Annotated in this window: 1 rRNA gene; it reads left to right on the top strand. The window is 55.6% G+C overall.

Features of this window, described 5'->3' with window-relative positions:
- Positions 1-223 (top strand): 23S ribosomal RNA (locus tag AC3CB2_RS23520); the annotation flags it as partial.

Below are 223 nucleotides of genomic sequence, written 5' to 3'. Positions count from 1 at the left end.
CCGGCCCCTAAGGCGAGGCCGAAAGGCGTAGTCGATGGGAACGGGGTTAATATTCCCCGGCCAGTGGGTAGTGACGGATGCCGTGTATCGTATCTCCTTATTGGATTGGAGGTGCGGTGAAGGTGTTCCTGGAAATAGCTCCCACGCTAAGACCGTACCCGAAACCGACACAGGTGGACAGGTAGAGTATACCAAGGCGCTTGAGAGAACTGTGCTGAAGGAA

Source organism: Pseudovibrio sp. SCP20, assembly GCF_057774105.1.
The sequence above is the reverse complement of the archived record's forward strand: the minus strand, read 5'-3'. Positions and strand labels throughout refer to the sequence as shown.